This is a genomic window from Litoribrevibacter euphylliae, from assembly GCF_042646085.1.
GTDB lineage: Bacteria > Pseudomonadota > Gammaproteobacteria > Pseudomonadales > Litoribrevibacteraceae > Litoribrevibacter > Litoribrevibacter euphylliae.
Window position 1 is genome coordinate 894784 of sequence record NZ_JBHRSZ010000002.1, and the last position, 16243, is coordinate 911026.

Below are 16243 nucleotides of genomic sequence, written 5' to 3' on the forward strand. Positions count from 1 at the left end.
ACGCTTATTTTTTCAAGGTTATTCCACATAATACGTCTACCTTTAGCCAATAATTCGTTTTCCAGCCACTCTTATACTTTTATTTGCTCGTCATACTGCTGCCAGACAATAGTCAGACTATAAAAAGCAGCGATAGACTATCAGTTATTACTGACCGTTTTATTAAAAGATGGTTTCGAGCATTGGGATTCCCCCACATTCGAGGTAAACTTGGCCGGATTATCGCTTTATCATGGACTGGGGTATAAAACCGAATCATGAAAAATTTCAACTTTGCCGAACTGATTTTCCGCTTTTTTAGAGCCATTCTGGCAAAATGGATGAAGACCACCGTACAAGGTGGAAGCCCAAAGGAATTGGAGTTAGACCCAAATCAACCTGTCATGTATGCCATCCGAGGTCCTTCCCTCAGTGCGCAGTTAATCATTGATCAGGAATGTACGACACGTGGTCTGCCCTCTATTAGGTCTGCCATGCCAGAAGCCTTTGGAGAGAAGCGTAGCTACATCACGCTTAATAAGCGCCAAGGCAGCATTTTCAGTAAACGCTGGGTACCAGTAACCTCAGTACGATTGCTAAACAGCATTGAAACACTGCAGAACAATGCTGATTATGACGTTCAGATTATTCCGGTTACGGTAATTTGGGGCCGAAATCCTGACAAAGAAAAATCGTTATTTAGATCTCTATTCTCAGATAACTGGTCTTCTGCTGGTAAATTACAGCAGTTCTTCACCGTTTTAATTCACGGTCGCGACACCCTGGTTCAGTTCAGCAAGCCTATTTCTCTGCGTTCTGTGATGAAACCAGATGAACCGGCGGAACGTACCGCCAAGAAAATCCAACGCATTTTACGTGTTCACCAACGCCGCTCCCGTGAAGCGATTGTTGGGCCGGATTTGTCTCACCGTCGTACTCTAATGCGTTCTTTGCTACACAGTAATGTGATGCGTCAGGCCATTCAAAAAGAAGCCGAAGAACACAACATTACCATCGAAAAGGCTGAGAAACGCGCATTAAAATACGCCGATGAACTGGCATCAAATATGTCCTATTCCACCATTCGTTTCTTAGAGGTGGTATTGAGTTGGGTTTGGAATAAAATCTATGACGGCATCGAGATTAACCATCTGGAGAATCTTGAAAAGGTCGCACGCGCCAACACCATTGTTTATGTTCCCTGTCACCGTAGCCATACCGACTACCTGTTGCTGTCTTACATTCTTTATCAGAACGGCTATCAGCCACCGCACATTGCCGCCGGAATCAACCTGAACATTCCTATTGTTGGTAGTATTTTACGTCGCGGCGGTGCCTTCTTCATGCGTCGTTCATTCAAAGGCAATCCACTGTATTCAAGCCTATTTAATGAATACATGCACACCATGTTCACTCGTGGCTTCTCAGTTGAATACTTTGTGGAAGGTGGCCGAAGCCGTACCGGTCGCCAACTTACACCGAAGGCTGGTATGTTGGCTATGACGGTTCGCAGCTTCCTTCGCGATTCTAAGAAGCCGATTAAGTTCATGCCAATCTATGTCGGTTACGAGAAAATTTTAGAGGGTAACACCTACCTCGGTGAGCTACGTGGCGCCAATAAAGAAAAAGAATCGGTAGGTGGTTTGTTCAAAGCCTTGAAGCACCTTCGAAACTCCTTTGGTAAAGTGCGCATGAACTTTGGTGACGCCATTGACCTAAAAACAGAGTTAGATAACTTCCGTCCAGGCTGGCGCGATGAAGATTACGGCGATGATTACCGACCAGAATGGCTAAACAGTTTTGTTGATTTGTTATCAACCAAAGTGGCCACCAGCATTAATAGCAGTGTTTCTGTTAACCCAGTCAATATGATTGGTGCGGTATTACTGGCAACGCCAAAACAAGCACTGAGCGAGCACGTTCTAATCGATCAGTTGGATCGTCTGAAAAAGCTATTATCTTTGGCGCCGTACAGTGAGCTAATCACCTTACCGGAAGGTTCTGGTAAAGATTGGGTCAAATATGCGGAAGACATGAAAGCCATCGACCGCAAAGAACACAGCTTGGGCGACATCATCTTAATGGATGAAACTCAAGCAGTATTACTGACCTACTATCGCAACAATATCCTGCATTTGTTAGCGATCCCGTCGTTGATTTGTCTATTGAGTTCTAACAACCGTAGTCTTGAACGTGGTTATGTTGTTCGCTTCAGTAAATGGATTTATCCATACCTACAGAACGAGCTTTTCCTTCACTGGGGCGAGGATGAAATCGAAGACAACATCAACCAATGGATAGACGCACTTGTTGATGAAGGTTTGATCCAAATAGACGGTAATTGCCTGATGAGCCCAGAACCGGGTGGTTCGGACTTCGTCACATTGCAGTTGATGGGCCAACCGATTCTTGCAACGTTGGAGCGCTACTACATTGCCATTGAATTGTTACGCATTCGAGGTCAAGAAGCGCTGACGGCAGAAGAACTAGAGAAACAAGCGACAGCCATGGCAGAACGCTTATCTATTCTTCATGGCCTAAATGCACCTGAATTCTTCGATAAAGCTTTGTTCCGAGACTTAGTATCCATACTTCTTGAACGAGGAGTGGTGACTAAAGCAGATGACGACAAGCTTGTTTTCGATCAGCAAATTGAAACCATCGCAGAAGATGCGCGCTTAATTCTCAACTCACAAGTTCGACACAGTATTCTTCAAATCACCCGCGACCAAGGTGGGGATGAGAAAGACGATAATGCGAATCTAAAAGAAGAAACGGAGACAAAGTCAGACTAACTGACTTCTCCCATCGCAAAAAAGCCCTGTTTGTAACAGGGCTTTTTTGTAGGGTAAGAAATGTTAAACAAGACCTTTTGATTTTTTATCCTGAATAATCTCTTGTAACTGTTCAACACTAAAATGATCGGCCATCCCCAAGCGAACTAAGGTTTGTTGATAGTAGTTAAGCGTTTGATCATCCGTCATGGCAACTAGCGGCTGAATCGCCACCACTTGCTCCAATTTCTCCACCAAAAGATCGGCCATGTGCTGAAAATACTCCGTCAGCCCGCTCGCTTGGTGATACAAAGCCATGGCATTCACGGCCAATGACTCGGTTCTTGGAAAATGTGAGAGCATTAAATTCCAGGCATCTCCTCCCGTTTCCTGATCCCCGGATTTACGAAAATCAGAACGAAACAAAACCGTTGGAATATCAAGCTGCTTGGCCAACATAAATTCCGCCACTGTGCCGGAATCCAGCTCAGTGCCATCGAACTGTGCGATCAGTAAATCACTGCTGATTACAGCCGCATAGTCGGTATTACGAATGTCCTTAGCTCGCTCCGATGGCATTTCCAGCGATTGGGGCAATAAAGCGCGAAAGCGATTCTGGGAAACCTCCGCAATGGCATCCCCCAACATGTGATTACCGGCTAATGCCTTATAACTGAACAAGTCGCCAGCCAAATAGAATTGATAGCGCATCAAGATAACTCTCTATAGATCATCTAACAGACCATCTAAAACACCTTCAGTGCCAGCTATCTCATCTGAAAGGGACAAATAATCCGTTTGCATACCATCGACGTTTTTCATCTCTTTTTGCAGCATATCGTTCAAACGCTCTGTGAGCTCTTCTTTGTAGACGGCAATTTGTCCTTCTAAGGCTTTATTCAACACCTTACTCAGTACCTTATCCAGATTTGACGTTATTGTTACATCTGGTTGATCTAAAGAGCCAGCAAGTTTGGCATCAGCAGTTAAGCTTTTAACGGACGTCAGCGCTTCTTTTGCAGACGGATACGTCTCAAACAACTCCCCAGTGCTGGTTAAGTCAACATCCGACATCGCCATATTGATGTCACCAGAAAGCTGATTATCTTTAACCTGAATCGCAGCCGTGACATCTGCCAACGCTTTTTTAAGATTAAAGTCACCTGACAAGGCTTTATCCGCTACTTGATAACCCTTGATCTGAGAATCAATGCTGATCTTCTGAGCATTACGTGTATCAAGAATTACACCCAGTTTTGCCGAATCCACTTGATCATTTAAAAGATCTAATGCAACCGCCGTTGGTTTGTTCGTTAACACTTGGTCATCAGTAAGGTGAGTCGCTTCACCTTTGAATCTAAAAGGAACTCCCAAGCCATTAAAGTCACCACTGATCTGAGCCAGCTTGAACCATACCAAAGGCAGCTTTTGCTCTTCTGCAAAAGAAACAAAGATCCCCTTGCCTCGTTCTGGTGTAGGGATCTCAGCAACTTTTTCTTTTGCACTATCGTCACTGGCAGTAAATTCTTTCAACTGCTGAAGGTAGCCTTTCAATTCTGGTCCGAATAACACATCGGCTACCTGTTGCGTGCCACCCTCAACCCCCACTTTAGACAACAAATGATCGGCCTCTTGCTGCGGTGATTTCTTCAACTCTTCAACTCGACGTTTAATCTCAGCTACTGACCGTCTGAAGTCTTTTTTGATACGTTTGATTTCTTTCAAATCTTTATCGATGTCTTTCTTCAGTTCTTTCGCTTGGGAAACCGCTTGAAGCTTGCCCATAAAGCCCTTGGCCTTTTTGATTTCCTTAAAGCGAGCTTTGTAGTCCTCAATTTTCTTTTCGTCTTTTAAGGCCTCAATACGCTGTTTGAAAGAGGCCTTATTGGCATCAATGTATTCTCTGAGTGCTTGATATCTCTGATAGGTTAAGGAGTTTTCCTTAGACACCAACTCATCCATATCTGGTAAATCCAGTCCTGGCAAAGACAATGACTTCGACGCTGAAGAGACTTTTTCATCAACGTTTCCTAAGGTCACAATATCGTCTACTGCACCAGACGTCGTTCGAGCGGTATTGAATCGAATACCATTTAACCGAGCCAGATCTGACACCAAATGTCCTGACAGGGCATCCAAGGCATTAATCTGAAGGGCGATCACATCCACTTCCAATTGATTGCGCATCGGCTGGTCTTTATCAGCGATTTCCAGACCTCTCAGTGATAAAGAACTGTCTGACCACCCTACGTTTACAGAATCCAATGTCACCTTAGTTGAAAGCGTTCGGGTTCCTGCCTGCTCAATCACCAGCTTCAACAAAGGCTCTAATAGAAAAAACGCCAGCACAACAAAAACAGCCGCGATACCAATTCCAGACCAACGAATCATTCCTTTCATGTTATCGCTCCTTATTCGCTCGCCAATGATTGATAGACTTTATAGAACTTACTGCCCTTAACCAGCTGAGTAATTTTAAACTTCTCAACATAGGTCTTGATCTTATTCCGATAAGATTTCACCAACCAATAACTCAGCAAATACATCGGAACCCACAGAACCAGAATCGACACCAAAGCGCCCATCACCAAAGAATTATTAAAGGCGGTAAGTTTCCAAAAACTGGATTGAATAAGGCCAGCCCATAGAGAATGCAAACCGTCGGATGTTAGCAAGGCATAACCCAATTGATGGAGCACAGGGTCGAATACATAGGCAACCCCTTCGAACAAACCCCAAATCAGAAAGAATAACGTTAAGTTCGCTTTAAAAATGCAGATAAGAACAATCAGAATCAGCAGGAACGCAGAAAAACCTGGCATCAACCCCATGGCGAGACCAAAACAAACAGCCAATGCCAGATGACCTGGATTTTGATCCGAATTTAATAGTTTCAGTAACTTTGCAAAAATAGTCAGCATATTCACTCCCTCGAAAGCCCAGCTTTTCTTATTCTGGATAATTGTAGGCTATAGATACCTCAATTAGTTCAAACAATTCAGAAACCAGCCCAAAATCTCTAATATATTTATCTTATTGAAATTCTTCAGGAAAACAATTTCGTGATAGAACGAACGTATCAATGAAAGCACAGCATAAATCTTTACACTGGAATTTTTAATGAAATTCTGAAATGATTCGGCAAGCTATTTTCAAACAACCGTTTGATTTGTTTCAGCTTCCTTTCCGGCAGAGTATGCTTCAAGAAGGGTGAAACGGAACCGAACCGAAAAGCAGGAATCATTACGATGGCAAAAGCAGATATGTCACGAGTCAATTTCGACGTCAAAGATAACATTGCCTATGTGTCTTTGAACCGCCCTGAAAAACACAATGGGCTCGACCTCTTAATGTTCAAAGAGCTTATTGATACAGCCAAAAAAATTACTCGCGACAAAAGCATTCGTGCAGTTATTTTAACCGGTGAAGGGGACTCCTTCTGTGCCGGTCTGGACTTCAAAGCCGTCAGTAAAAAACCTAGCATGGTTCCACAACTGTTCCTGAAATTTCCATGGTCAAAGTGGAACGATTTCCAAAAAGTTGCTTTGATCTGGCGTAACATTCCTGTGCCGGTCATTACCGCAATTAAAGGCAATTGCTTCGGTGGCGGTTTGCAGATCGCACTAGGCAGCGATTATCGAATTGCTCGCCCAGACGCCAGCCTATCCGTGATGGAGATTAAGTGGGGACTGATTCCTGACATGAGCGGTACCGTGACATTGACGACACTTACTCGCTATGACATCGCCCAAGAACTGACAATGACAGGCCGTAAATTCTCAGGTAAAGACGCCTATGAATACGGCATTGTTAGTAAACTGAGTGACAACCCAATGGAAGACGCCATTGCATTAGCAACAACCATTGCAGAAAAATCACCGGACGCCATCTCAGCCACCAAGTTTTTATTCCGCAAAACCTGGAAGGCCAACCCGGTCACCGCGCTTCTTTGGGAACGCTGGACACAAATGCGTTTATTGGGTCGTAAGAACCAGCGTATTGCGATGAAAAACGGTCTGTCAGGCAAAAACGAACCTTTCGTCGATCGCTCTTCATTCTAACCTGGATCAAGCCTTAAGCCTTTTCTAAAAGCCGGAATGTCTCTCATTCCGGCTTTTTTACAATTTCACTACACTTTTCTCAAAAGCGTAACGAGCGAATTCCTTAAGACCTACTATACTCTGCTCTTTCACTTTATTGTCCGAGTGGTCAGAGGTAGTTATGTCTTTCGGAAATGCCCCAGAAGTACTCTTCTCAAATCTATGGAATCAATACGTTAATCTCAATCCTGCCGTTGCCAAAATTCATGCTTTATTTTCTGAGCGTGAAACAGAAGTGATCAACGATCATATTGCATTGCGAACTTTCCAACACCCCAAAGTAGGATTAGATAAAGTCGCAAAAGCCTTTGAAGAGGCAGGCTATCAACGTTGTGGTCAGTACACCTTCGTTGAAAAGAAATTAAATGCAATTCATTTGGTACACAAAGACGATCCAAGCCAACCGAAAGTCTTTATCAGTGAGCTAAAACTGAACGAATGTTCCGATGCACTGAATGCCATCGTGGAGCAAGAAATCATTTCAAAAATTGACGATGCGCTTCCAGACAGTGACAGCTTCTATTGCTCTGGCCGCACATGGGGCGACATCAGCTTTGAAACCTATGAAGCTCTTCGACAAGAATCAGAATACGCAGCCTGGATGTACGTTTACGGGTATATGGCGAATCACTTCACAGTGAAGGTCAATGCACTGTCCAGCTTTGATTCCTTAGAAGCTGTGAATGCGTTTCTTGAATCACAAGGCTTCCAGCTCAATGATGTGGGCGGAAAAATCAAAGGGACGCCTGAGCTCTATTTGGAGCAATCCTCAACTTTGGCTGAAAAACAGCCTATTAATTTTGTTGAAGGCACTAAAGAAATCCCAAGCTGCTTCTATGAGTTTGCGCGACGTTACAACTTAGAAGACGGCTCAGAGTTTTCAGGTTTCATTGAAGGAAACGCTGATAAGATTTTCGAAAGTACGAATATGAAATAACGCTACTTCAAAATTTATCTATCAAACGAAAAAGGGAGCTAATTCAAAGCTCCCTTTTTCGTCAAATAATCTAACGATTAATCAATCAAACCATAATCGTCTTTCAACACCTGAATAATTTCCGCTTTCGGGTTATCAGAAACCGTCAATGCTCCACCAATGACTTTTTCAGCAATCCCGACATAAGTTTCAGAGACTTTCATCAAAACCTCTAACGGTAACTCATTATCTTCCGCCAAAGCTTTACGCTCATCCATACGGTCTTTATTAAGCAAGATGTCTGGATCAGGGAAGTGAGTAAGCAATAACTGACGGAAGCTTTCTTTAGAATTTTCAACCACCTTACCATCACGGAACTGAGGACCATCCCAGATACGAGAAGAATCCGGCGTACCTACCTCATCCATGTAGATCAATTTTTCTTGACCTGCAGCATCAGTGACATAACCAAACTCAAACTTGGTATCGACAAAGATTTGATCCAAATCGGCCAACGCCTGACAGATCACACCAAAACCATCTTTCAACAGCTTTTCGTATAGATCAATGTCGGATGCCTTCGTGAAATTGAACGCTTCGAAATTATTAGCAATGTCATCGCGCGTGATGTTCACATCATCGACTTCCGGTACACCAGGAATGCCTTTTAAAATACCCTTAGTCGACGGGGTAATAAGAATCTCATCCAGCTTCTGATCTTTTTTCAAACCATCCGGCAGTTGAATACCACAGAACTCACGTTCCCCTTTTTCATAGGCACGCCACATAGACCCCGTGATGTACTGACGACAAATGGCTTCAATCATCACCGGACGCGCTTTCTGAACAATCCACACCAACGGGTGAGGAATATCGAGAATGTGACTGTCGGCCAGCCCTTGCTCTTTAAACAATCCGAACCAATGATTAGACACCGCATTCAATGCAGCGCCTTTACCAGGAACACCTTTCATGCCGCCTTCGCCTTTCCAAATGCAATCAAACGCCGAAATTCGGTCGCTGATCACCATAATGGCTAACGGTGCATCTTCCGCCACATCGTAACCTTTCTCTTGGATCAGGCGTTTGCTGTCTGCTTCGGTAAGCCAATACACTGAGCGAACTTTGCCACTGTGGACAGGCTTATCAGTGCGAATTGGTAGATCATCGTTGACGGCTAAAACTTTATCAGCAAGGCTCATGTGGGGTTCCTGTTAAAAAATTAAGCTGAAACGGGCTTAGTTTAAACAATAATAGAGTTAGCAAAAGCGGTTCAGAAACGGCTAAACTCTCGCGCTCCAGAAAAACGCGAATCATAGCAGACTTTATTGAACACAACACGAATTCAAATGACTCAAATAACGTCCCAAACCGATACCCCTAATGCGTTTCAAAAGCTCAAGATGCAGCGTTTGGAAGATGGCACCAAGCCGTTCCTCGCACGAGGCGCTTCAGTGATTCGATGCCAACGTTGCCAATTGAGTAATGAAGCCTGTTTATGTACTTGGCGTCGTTCAATGAAAAGCGACATCGATATCGTACTGCTGATGCACGATCAGGAAATTTTAAAACCAACCAATACTGGACGCTTAATTGCCGATTGCTTTCCAGAAAATTGCCATGCCTTTCAATGGTCACGGACAGAACCAGATATCGAACTGATGAGCTTAATAAATGATCCCTCTCGACAGTGCTTTATCTTGTTTCCTGGAGAATTCAGAGCAGAACGGCAAGTCTATCGCGCCCCTTCTTCGGACACCTTAAACACTCTTTGTGATGGAAAAACACCAACCATCCTTTTGCTGGATGGCACATGGAAGCAAGCTCGTAAGATGTACCTAAGTAAGTGGTTACACGCCCTACCAACCCTCTCCCTTGAGCCAGGCAGCCTTGCGCGCTACCAATTACGTCAAGCACCGAAAGAACATCAACTGTCAACCGCCGAAGCAGGCATGATGGTTTTAAACGCGTTTGGACAAACTCGCCAAGCTAATCTGTTGGCTCGGTATTTTGATTTATTCAATCACCACTATCAGGCAGTACGAGATACGAAAACACCGGACATAAACCACCTTCATCAAGCGATGAAATCCATTGAATAGCCAATAGCGATTCCGCAGATTCAAGACTTATTATGGGAGCCATCGCACAACGGCGGATTATTAGTGGATTTGCATCCACAGAAGAAAACTCTCGTTGTTTCATCGGCGATGTATTTAACGGGCGTAAACTCGCTACCTTTATGGGAGCCATCGCAAAAAGGCTGAGTTTGGCTTCGCCCACAGGCACACCAAAAATACCGTTCACCTTCCGTGACGTCTATTCCGTAAGGGACATCTGATGCTCTGACTGGGTCACTCATGACTGCCTCTCGTTAATAAAGCCTGTTATTAACCATAGCTCAGGTACTCATAATTTCGAACCAATGCTAAACTTCCCTGCACTGCACGAGTAATCACCACAACTCGCAATAACTACCACTGAATACCAGAACGATCTAAGGGAACCACCTATGCCGAAGGGACAAGTACAAAAAGCAATACACAACTTTTCTCAATTTCAAAAAAGCGCAACACAAGGCGATGTTTATCAAAATGTTGTTAATCACCCTTGGGCTCAACCCTTAGTCAAAGCCTTAAATCTGCCGGTTCCCGTCAAACTTAGACGTCAACAACAGGCCAGCGAAGAATTCCTTCGAGGCAAAGCATTATTTGGCGCGGCTCCGAACGGGACCAAGACTGAAAGCAATGTATCCAATGCCATCCTGACGGTTCTGTCCAAGAGCTCCGCAAAGCTGTTCTTCTCTAAAGGAAATAAACAACAGCAAGATTTGATGAGTGCCAGTAAGCAATTTCCGCTTAGAGTGCTGTCGGAAACCACACACAAGCATTCAGCCCTTGTTTACGACGCCACCAATATCGAAACACCAGAGCAACTGAGCTCTTTATACAATTTTTATCACAATGCGATTTCCCGTATTGCTGAACATTCACGAGTCATCGTCGTCGGCTTAACGCCTGAAAGTTGCAAATCACCAGCTCAAGCGTCAGTCATGCGTTCGCTAGAAGGTTTTATTCGCAGCTGCGCTAAAGAAATTGGTGGGAAAGCAGCCACAGCCAATTTATTACTGCTAGAACCTGATGCGGAAGCGTTATTAGAAGCACCTCTTCGTTATTTGCTTTCTGCTCGTGGTGCATTTGTGACAGGCCAAACATTGCACATCACCAAAGTCAGCCCAACCAAAGAAGCCATCAACTGGCGCCAACCTCTTCTGGACAAAACTGCACTGATTACCGGTGCCTCCCGCGGGATTGGTAAAGCCATTGCAGAAACTCTGGCTCGGGATGGAGCAAAAGTTATTCTGCTGGACATCGAACCATGTAAGGATGATTTGGAATCACTTGCTCGCCGCCTTGGCGGTCATGCAGTCATTGCTGATGTCAGCGATAAGAAAGCCCTGAACAAACTTATTAAAGACGTTCAAAAAGGTTCTGAGACCATCGATATTCTGGTTAACAATGCGGGAATTACTCGAGATAAAACGTTGGCTCGCATGGATGACAAACGCTGGAACAGCGTCATCGACATCAACCTGGCAGCCATTCAACGTATTACCGAAGCGTTAGTCGATAACAAGGTACTGAACGTCGGTGGGCGCGTAGTGTGCATTTCCTCCATTAACGGCATCGCCGGTTGCTTTGGACAAACCAACTACTCAACCTCCAAAGCCGGAGTGATCGGCTATGTTGAGGCGATGGATAAACCGTTGGCACGTCGCCGAATCACCATTAATGCCATCGCGCCCGGTTTTATCGAAACCCAAATGACGCAAGCAATTCCTTTCCTAAGCCGTGAAATTGGCCGAAGAATTAGCTCACTGTCCCAAGGTGGGCAACCAGAAGACGTAGCAGAAGCAGTAGCGATGTTTGCTAATCCAGCAGCCTCTGGATTACGAGCGAATACTTTACGAGTCTGTGGTCAAAACTTGGTTGGAGCATAATTTGCTCTCTTCCAAGATTTGAACTCTTCCAAAAAGAGTTAGGGGCCGCCTTGGCGACCCCACGTGAGCCTTTGTAAAGGCCCGTTCCAAGCGGCTCAAAGCAAAGAGCCTGGTCTTAATCTTAATGTCCAAACACCATATTTAACGAAGCACCTCCTCTGGGTTATGAGGTTAATGTATCGACTTTCGGTCTAAGTACAGTCCCTCCCAAAACAAGAGAACCGTATCTAACAGATCATCCGCAGCATTCATAAAATGCTCTTCGTTCACGACATGATTAAAATAGAAGTGCTCTAATTTCTTCATGCGTGCCGCTTTGTAGTGGTCATGGTGCTGACCATTCCAGGTAAAGACGGCGACAGGGAAATCTGAAATACCCTTCATGTGCTTATATCGAATAAGCCCTGCGAGAATATGATCCCAGAACCCTTGCTCCATCCAATATTCCATCGCAAACGCAGAGGCGTAAGACACTTCCGGGTCAGGATGGCTGTATAACTTAACTAATTCACGACAGACAAAGTCTGTACTCTCAGTGGCAAGTTCTTTTTGTCCTAAAAGTTCAAATGGCATTCCTAAATGCTCTGCCACTTTAGCAATCAAGCTGTAATGAGGCGTCATATAACGTAACAAGCCCCCTTCCACCTGATGTTGTTTCAACTCAGAGTAGGTAGTATCGCCATTCAAGTTAAGACTTAACTGACCAAATAAGTTGTTATTACCATCGTTAGTAAAGCTGTCTGCGATCATGTCCTGAATCGCCGCTTGTTGCGCAGTATCGATGGACTGCATCTGGCTGAACTGGGCATGCGCAAGGCTTTCAGCAAAAATGGCAAACTGAATCAAAAAGTGCTGAACATCGTAATCCGTTAATTCGGATTCACTGAACCAATTAATAAAGTGGTTCTCAGTAAACACTGGATGTTGAGCTAACTCTTGAGTGATACGGCTTTTAAATCTTAGAAAGCTTTTTAATTCTACTGGAGTAAATTTACCGTCCAAATAGGACATCAAGGTACTGTCACTAAGGCTTTCCAAGCCGTTTAAATCAAATTGTTGTATCGCTAAAATTGGTGACTTCATTCAGACCTCGACTGACTCATGACTGCTTTTGCGAGGTAATAGGCAAGAATGCCGCACTACGAGCAACCGATTGTTTTTGTTAGAGCTTATATCTCCATGTTCCTGTCTTTCAGAGTAGATCTGCTTTGTAACTGCCGCAAATTTGCAAATCTAAAAACAGACAAACGGGTTCACATTTTACGCATAAAGTTTCATATATGTGAGAAATCAACCTAATGGTTTGAAACAAAGTGCCGAAGGGCTAGAATTGGGTTTCTGACCGCCCTAAAAGTAGTACTTTAATCTAATGTCCATTTACCGAACTCCGGCCCAACCCATCGTTCATGAGTATGAAGAAAAGAAGAGCCGATTCGTCGCTTACCTCGCCAGAATTAACAACACACAAGATTTCAAAAACTGGCTGTCGAGCATTCAAGCTGAACACCCTAAAGCCAGCCATCATTGTTGGGCGTATATTCTACGAATGCCCAAGGACGTTCACGGTTGGAACCAAAGTGACGATGGCGAACCTAAAGGTACAGCGGGTAAGCCCATGCTCAATGTCCTGACTCATGCGGATGTAGGCGAATGCGCTGTGGTGATTGCACGCTACTTTGGCGGCATCAAGTTAGGTGCTGGCGGTTTAGTCCGAGCTTACTCTACCGCCACCAAACAAGTACTGGATCATGCGCAGTGGCTACCATTAGAGAACAAAACAAGTGTACAACTCACCACCAACTATCAAGAAATCAACCTCATTCAACGATGGCTGGATAAACACCAAATACAACCCGATTCCCATAATTTTGGAGAGCACGCGGAATTAATGCTCTCCATCAACGAATCCCTATTTGACGAATTCTCTACTTTCGTTGAGGATTTAAGAAATACACATATAAAAAGTACTTAGCCGGACTTACTCCCTGATCAGTTTGACCTAATATCACACTGACACGGTCTACTCAGTATTTTCGCCTTAGGCATTTGAAGTAAGGATGAAACATGGAAAGACACCCAAAACGCCTTAAGCCAGCCGAGTTAAGCGCAGCTACCGCCACCTTAGAAGCGTCCTTTAGCGCCACCAGTGAGGTCGATCCTTTTGACGGTATTCTCGGCCAGGAAAGAGCAGTAAACGCGATCGAATTTGGCGTTGCTATGGATCGCCCCGGCTATAACATTTATCTGATGGGTGAAAACGGCACAGGCCGCTCTTCATACGTTCAGGACTATCTGGCTAACGTTGCCACCGATCAAGAATCACCGAGCGACTGGGTTTACGTTAATCACTTTGAGAACCCAAAAGAACCCATGGCCATTGAGTTGCCTGCGGGCTTAGCGAACAACTTCAAACACGATTTAGAACGCTTTGTTGATAACTTGATGAGCACCTTTCCTTCGGTGTTCGAGCATCCAACCTATCAGCACAACAAAAACCAAATCGACCGCGCTTTTAACCAGTTATACGACAAAGCGCTGGATAACGTCGAGCGAGAAGCATTACGTGCCAATATCGCAGTTTTTAAAGAAGCAGGCACCATTACCTTTACCCCCATTCGTGAAGGTAAAGCACTGGACGAGACCGAATTCGCACAGCTGCCCGACGAAGATCGGGAAGAGATTCATCAAGCAATCAGCTATCTGGAAGACATGCTTAACAATGAGTTAATCAACCTTCCGCAGTGGCGCCGGGAAAGCAACGAACAACTTCGCAACCTCAACCAAGAAACGATTGATGAAGCCATTCAGCCACTCATAAAACCGCTGAAAAAAACCTACGGTAAATACAATGGTGTTAAGCTGTTCCTCGAACGTACTCGTGAGCACCTTCTAAAAACGGTCATCGACCAATTGGTTGAAGAGCGCATTCTAGAGAAAGTCGAAGACTCTCAAAAACGCGCTATTTTGCTGGATCAATACGAACCGAACATCATGGTGTCTCGTTCAAAAAACAGCGGTGCTCCGGTCATTTACGAGAGCCACCCCAGCTATCGGAACCTCTTCGGCCGCATTGAATACACACCCGACCAAGGTACGCTAACCACCAACTATCGTCAGATTGTGCCAGGTGCTTTGCATAAAGCGAACGGTGGTTATCTCGTAATTGAAGCCGACAAAATACTGTCCGAGCCTTTCGTCTGGGATGCTCTGAAACGTGCCATTAAGTCCCGTAAATTAACCATGGAATCCCCGTATTCCGACATGGGGCTGTTAAGTCCGGCAACACTGTCACCAGACAGCTTACCGTTGCACGTAAAAATCATCCTAATCGGCTCGCGTGAGGTTTATTATCTTCTGCAAGATTACGACGAAGAATTCAGGGAACTCTTCCGCGTGCTAGTGGATTTTGATGAACGTCTGCCAAGAACACCGACGGCCCTGACCTTCTTCACGCAACTGCTTAAAAGTCGCGTGGATGAAAAAGGTTATCGCGATCTATCTGCTGAAGGCGTCGCTCGTATGGTCGAATACAGCTCACGACTCGCGGATAATCAACGTCATTTATCGGCACGCATCGGAGATATCTTTGAGCTACTGGGCGAAGCCGAGATGGTACGCAAGCTCTCTCGTGATACCCGGATTGATCGCAAGCACATTGATAGAGCCCTATATGCCAAACAGAATCGCACCGGACGCATCGCCGATCGAATTCTCGAAGAAATGCTTGATGGCACGGTGCTGATTGATACCGAAGGCGAAGCCATTGGTAAGATCAATGGTCTCACCGTCCTAGAGATCGGAGATTCCACATTTGGTACACCTGCTCGTATTACAGCAGCTGTCTATCCTGGCTCACGAGGCATTCTCGACATTGAGCGGGAAGCCAACTTGGGTCAAAACATTCACTCTAAAGGCGTGATGATCATGAGTGGTTACATGGGTGGTCGCTACACAACCGACTTCCCACTTGCCATTTCGGCCAGCCTGGCGATGGAACAAAGCTACGGCTATATCGATGGCGACAGTGCGTCACTGGCAGAGCTTTGCTGTTTGCTATCCGCACTGACCAAGATTCCAATTAAACAATCCATGGCCATGACGGGATCAATGAACCAGCACGGTGAAGTTCAAGCCATTGGTGGTGTGAATGAAAAGATTGAAGGTTTCTTCCGTCTTTGTGAAGCCAGAGGCCTCACTGGAGAACAAGGCGTTATCATTCCGAAATCCAACGTTCGCAATTTGATGCTGGATCGTAAAATCATTCAAGCGGTAGAGGATGGTACTTTCCATGTGTATGCAGTTGGTCATGCCGATGAAGCGCTAGAAATTTTGACAGGTGCTGAACCGGGAACTGAAGACAAAGACGGCGTTTTCCCAGAAAACACCTTCAACCGTAAAGTCGTTGATCGTCTAAAAGAACTGGCGGAAATCGAAGAAGGTGAAGAAGAGGAAGACGAAGAAGAAGCCAGTTAAT

13 protein-coding genes are annotated in these 16243 nt (G+C 44.9%); 7 read left to right on the forward strand and 6 right to left on the reverse strand.

Annotated elements, in window-relative coordinates; translation table 11 throughout:
• The first annotated feature begins 257 nt into the window (after window positions 1-257).
• Window positions 258-2774 (forward strand): glycerol-3-phosphate 1-O-acyltransferase PlsB, encoded by a 2517-nt coding sequence (gene plsB / locus ACFOEK_RS05665; protein WP_386717415.1) that lies wholly within the window; start codon window positions 258-260, stop codon window positions 2772-2774.
• 63 nt (window positions 2775-2837) lie between these two features.
• Here the strand turns inward: plsB and ACFOEK_RS05670 are convergent, their stop codons facing one another.
• Genes ACFOEK_RS05670 through ACFOEK_RS05680 form a run of 3 tightly spaced genes read right to left on the reverse strand, consistent with a single transcriptional unit; the run spans window position 2838 to window position 5674 of the window.
• Window positions 2838-3464: a nucleoside 2-deoxyribosyltransferase gene (locus ACFOEK_RS05670; RefSeq protein ID WP_386718576.1), complete on the reverse strand. Its 627-nt coding sequence runs from the start codon at window positions 3462-3464 to the stop codon at window positions 2838-2840.
• A gap of 12 nt (window positions 3465-3476) precedes the next feature.
• Window positions 3477-5153, reverse strand: coding sequence for a TIGR03545 family protein (locus ACFOEK_RS05675; RefSeq protein ID WP_386717418.1), 1677 nt, complete (start codon window positions 5151-5153; stop codon window positions 3477-3479).
• Window positions 5154-5164: 11 nt separating this feature from the next.
• Window positions 5165-5674 (reverse strand): TIGR03546 family protein, encoded by a 510-nt coding sequence (locus ACFOEK_RS05680; RefSeq protein ID WP_386717420.1) that lies wholly within the window; start codon window positions 5672-5674, stop codon window positions 5165-5167.
• Between the two features lie 327 nt (window positions 5675-6001).
• Here ACFOEK_RS05680 and ACFOEK_RS05685 point away from each other — a divergent pair, with 327 nt between their 5' ends.
• Both ACFOEK_RS05685 and ACFOEK_RS05690 read left to right on the forward strand, forming a co-directional pair.
• Window positions 6002-6814 (forward strand): crotonase/enoyl-CoA hydratase family protein, encoded by an 813-nt coding sequence (locus ACFOEK_RS05685; protein ID WP_386717423.1) that lies wholly within the window; start codon window positions 6002-6004, stop codon window positions 6812-6814.
• A gap of 160 nt (window positions 6815-6974) precedes the next feature.
• The gene (locus ACFOEK_RS05690; RefSeq protein WP_386717426.1) at window positions 6975-7790 is read left to right on the forward strand and encodes a DUF1338 domain-containing protein; all 816 of its coding nucleotides are present in this window, start codon (window positions 6975-6977) and stop codon (window positions 7788-7790) included.
• Between the two features lie 77 nt (window positions 7791-7867).
• Here the strand turns inward: ACFOEK_RS05690 and ACFOEK_RS05695 are convergent, their stop codons facing one another.
• Window positions 7868-8971 (reverse strand): phosphoribosylaminoimidazolesuccinocarboxamide synthase, encoded by a 1104-nt coding sequence (locus ACFOEK_RS05695; RefSeq protein ID WP_386717429.1) that lies wholly within the window; start codon window positions 8969-8971, stop codon window positions 7868-7870.
• A 147-nt stretch (window positions 8972-9118) separates the two neighbouring features.
• On the opposite strand from ACFOEK_RS05695, the gene ACFOEK_RS05700 reads away from it, so the two are divergent.
• Window positions 9119-9871 carry a tRNA-uridine aminocarboxypropyltransferase gene (locus ACFOEK_RS05700; protein WP_386717432.1) on the forward strand — a complete coding sequence of 251 codons (753 nt, stop codon included), beginning with the start codon at window positions 9119-9121 and terminating at the stop codon, window positions 9869-9871.
• Window positions 9872-9891: 20 nt separating this feature from the next.
• Here the strand turns inward: ACFOEK_RS05700 and ACFOEK_RS05705 are convergent, their stop codons facing one another.
• A complete protein-coding gene (locus tag ACFOEK_RS05705; RefSeq protein ID WP_386717435.1) occupies window positions 9892-10131 on the reverse strand; it encodes a CDGSH iron-sulfur domain-containing protein in 240 nt (79 codons plus the stop codon).
• A gap of 150 nt (window positions 10132-10281) precedes the next feature.
• Between ACFOEK_RS05705 and ACFOEK_RS05710 the strand changes: the two genes are divergently transcribed.
• Window positions 10282-11769, forward strand: a complete 1488-nt coding sequence (locus tag ACFOEK_RS05710) for a 3-oxoacyl-ACP reductase (protein ID WP_386717438.1) — start codon at window positions 10282-10284, stop codon at window positions 11767-11769.
• Window positions 11770-11940: 171 nt separating this feature from the next.
• Here the strand turns inward: ACFOEK_RS05710 and ACFOEK_RS05715 are convergent, their stop codons facing one another.
• Window positions 11941-12852 (reverse strand): hypothetical protein, encoded by a 912-nt coding sequence (locus ACFOEK_RS05715; protein ID WP_386717441.1) that lies wholly within the window; start codon window positions 12850-12852, stop codon window positions 11941-11943.
• Window positions 12853-13138: 286 nt separating this feature from the next.
• Here ACFOEK_RS05715 and ACFOEK_RS05720 point away from each other — a divergent pair, with 286 nt between their 5' ends.
• Both ACFOEK_RS05720 and ACFOEK_RS05725 read left to right on the forward strand, forming a co-directional pair.
• Complete coding sequence (locus tag ACFOEK_RS05720; protein WP_386717444.1) at window positions 13139-13741, forward strand: YigZ family protein; 603 nt, start codon at window positions 13139-13141, stop codon at window positions 13739-13741.
• A gap of 92 nt (window positions 13742-13833) precedes the next feature.
• The gene (locus ACFOEK_RS05725; RefSeq protein ID WP_386717447.1) at window positions 13834-16242 is read left to right on the forward strand and encodes a Lon protease family protein; all 2409 of its coding nucleotides are present in this window, start codon (window positions 13834-13836) and stop codon (window positions 16240-16242) included.
• Window position 16243 lies beyond the last annotated feature (1 nt).